At 56.7% G+C, this 3,194-nt stretch carries 1 rRNA gene; it reads left to right on the top strand.

Annotated elements, in window-relative coordinates:
- Window positions 1-50: 50 nt before the first annotated feature.
- Window positions 51-3,173, top strand: a 23S ribosomal RNA gene (locus ACGF4C_RS39165).
- Window positions 3,174-3,194 lie beyond the last annotated feature (21 nt).

Here is a 3,194-nt window from a genome sequence, read left to right as displayed (position 1 = left end):
TGGGTGGCTGGTCGTTGCTTGAGAACTGCACAGTGGACGCGAGCATCTGTGGCCAAGTTTTTAAGGGCGCACGGTGGATGCCTTGGCACCAGGAACCGATGAAGGACGTGGGAGGCCGCGATAGGCCCCGGGGAGCTGTCAACCGAGCTTTGATCCGGGGGTGTCCGAATGGGGAAACCCGGCAGTCGTCATGGGCTGTCACCCGCTGCTGAACACATAGGCAGTGTGGAGGGAACGCGGGGAAGTGAAACATCTCAGTACCCGCAGGAAGAGAAAACAACCGTGATTCCGGGAGTAGTGGCGAGCGAAACTGGATGAGGCCAAACCGTATTGGTGTGATACCCGGCAGGGGTTGCCAGTGCGGGGTTGTGGGATCTCTTTTCTGCAGTCTGCCGGCTGTGGGACGAGTCAGAAACCGTTGATGTAGGCGAAGGACATGCGAAAGGTCCGGCGTAGAGGGTAAGACCCCCGTAGCTGAAACGTCAACGGCTCGTTTAAGAGACACCCAAGTAGCACGGGGCCCGAGAAATCCCGTGTGAATCTGGCGGGACCACCCGTTAAGCCTAAATATTCCCTGGTGACCGATAGCGGATAGTACCGTGAGGGAATGGTGAAAAGTACCGCGGGAGCGGAGTGAAATAGTACCTGAAACCGTGTGCCTACAAGCCGTGGGAGCGTCGCGTTGAGTCTTCGGATTCAACGTCGTGACTGCGTGCCTTTTGAAGAATGAGCCTGCGAGTTTGCGGTATGTTGCGAGGTTAACCCGTGTGGGGAAGCCGTAGCGAAAGCGAGTCCGAATAGGGCGTTGAGTAGCGTGCCCAAGACCCGAAGCGGAGTGATCTAGCCATGGGCAGGTTGAAGCGGAGGTAAGACTTCGTGGAGGACCGAACCCACCAGGGTTGAAAACCTGGGGGATGACCTGTGGTTAGGGGTGAAAGGCCAATCAAACTCCGTGATAGCTGGTTCTCCCCGAAATGCATTTAGGTGCAGCGTCGTGTGTTTCTTGCCGGAGGTAGAGCACTGGATAGGCGATGGGCCCTACCGGGTTACTGACCTTAGCCAAACTCCGAATGCCGGTAAGTGAGAGCGCGGCAGTGAGACTGTGGGGGATAAGCTCCATGGTCGAGAGGGAAACAGCCCAGAGCATCGACTAAGGCCCCTAAGCGTGTGCTAAGTGGGAAAGGATGTGGAGTCGCAGAGACAACCAGGAGGTTGGCTTAGAAGCAGCCACCCTTGAAAGAGTGCGTAATAGCTCACTGGTCAAGTGATTCCGCGCCGACAATGTAGCGGGGCTCAAGCACACCGCCGAAGTCATGTCATTGCGATATTACCCCCAACGGGGATCGTGATGGGTAGGGGAGCGTCGTGTGCCGGGTGAAGCAGCCGTGGAAACGAGTTGTGGACGGTTCACGAGTGAGAATGCAGGCATGAGTAGCGATACACACGTGGGAAACGTGTGCGCCGATTGACTAAGGGTTCCTGGGTCAAGCTGATCTGCCCAGGGTAAGTCGGGACCTAAGGCGAGGCCGACAGGCGTAGTCGATGGACAACCGGTTGATATTCCGGTACCCGCTTTGAAGCGCCAAACATTGAATCAGGCGATGCTAAGTCCGTGAAGCCGCCCTGAGCTCTTCGGAGCGTAGGGGAGTGGTGGAGCCGACGGACCAGACTTGTAGTAGGTGAGTGATGGGGTGACGCAGGAAGGTAGTCCAGCCCGGGCGGTGGTTGTCCCGGGGTAAGGGTGTAGGCCGAGGGGTAGGCAAATCCGTCCCTCGTTAAGGCTGAGACCTGATGCCGAGCCGATTGTGGTGAAGTGGATGATCCTATGCTGTCGAGAAAAGCCTCTAGCGAGTTTCATGGCGGCCCGTACCCTAAACCGACTCAGGTGGTCAGGTAGAGAATACCGAGGCGTTCGGGTGAACTATGGTTAAGGAACTCGGCAAAATGCCCCCGTAACTTCGGGAGAAGGGGGGCCATTTCCGGTGATGAGACTTGCTCTCTGAGCTGGGGGTGGCCGCAGAGACCAGCGAGAAGCGACTGTTTACTAAAAACACAGGTCCGTGCGAAGCCGTAAGGCGATGTATACGGACTGACGCCTGCCCGGTGCTGGAACGTTAAGGGGACCGGTTAGTCATGATTCGTCGTGGCGAAGCTGAGAACTTAAGCGCCAGTAAACGGCGGTGGTAACTATAACCATCCTAAGGTAGCGAAATTCCTTGTCGGGTAAGTTCCGACCTGCACGAATGGCGTAACGACTTCTCGACTGTCTCAACCATAGGCCCGGTGAAATTGCATTACGAGTAAAGATGCTCGTTTCGCGCAGCAGGACGGAAAGACCCCGGGACCTTTACTATAGCTTGATATTGGTGTTCGGTTCGGCTTGTGTAGGATAGGTGGGAGACTGTGAAGCATCAACGCCAGTTGGTGTGGAGTCATTGTTGAAATACCACTCTGGTCGTGCTGGATGTCTAACCTGGGTCCGTGATCCGGATCAGGGACAGTGTCTGGTGGGTAGTTTAACTGGGGCGGTTGCCTCCTAAAGGGTAACGGAGGCGCCCAAAGGTTCCCTCAGCCTGGTTGGCAATCAGGTGTTGAGTGTAAGTGCACAAGGGAGCTTGACTGTGAGACTGACGGGTCGAGCAGGTACGAAAGTAGGGACTAGTGATCCGGCGGTGGCTTGTGGAAGCGCCGTCGCTCAACGGATAAAAGGTACCCCGGGGATAACAGGCTGATCTTCCCCAAGAGTCCATATCGACGGGATGGTTTGGCACCTCGATGTCGGCTCGTCGCATCCTGGGGCTGGAGTCGGTCCCAAGGGTTGGGCTGTTCGCCCATTAAAGCGGTACGCGAGCTGGGTTTAGAACGTCGTGAGACAGTTCGGTCCCTATCCGCTGTGCGCGTAGGAGTCTTGAGAAGGGCTGTCCCTAGTACGAGAGGACCGGGACGGACGAACCTCTGGTGTGCCAGTTGTCCTGCCAAGGGCATGGCTGGTTGGCTACGTTCGGAAAGGATAACCGCTGAAAGCATCTAAGCGGGAAGCCTGCTTCGAGATGAGGGCTCCCTCCCACTTGATGGGGTAAGGCTCCCAGTAGACGACTGGGTTGATAGGCCAGATATGGAAGCGCCGTAAGGTGTGGAGTTGACTGGTACTAATAGGCCGAGGGCTTGTCCTCAGTTGCTCGCGTCCACTGTGT

Source organism: Streptomyces sp. NPDC048197 (genome assembly GCF_043202395.1).
GTDB classification, from domain to species: Bacteria; Actinomycetota; Actinomycetes; order Streptomycetales; family Streptomycetaceae; genus Streptomyces; species Streptomyces siderophoricus.
The sequence above is the reverse complement of the archived record's forward strand: the minus strand, read 5'-3'. Positions and strand labels throughout refer to the sequence as shown.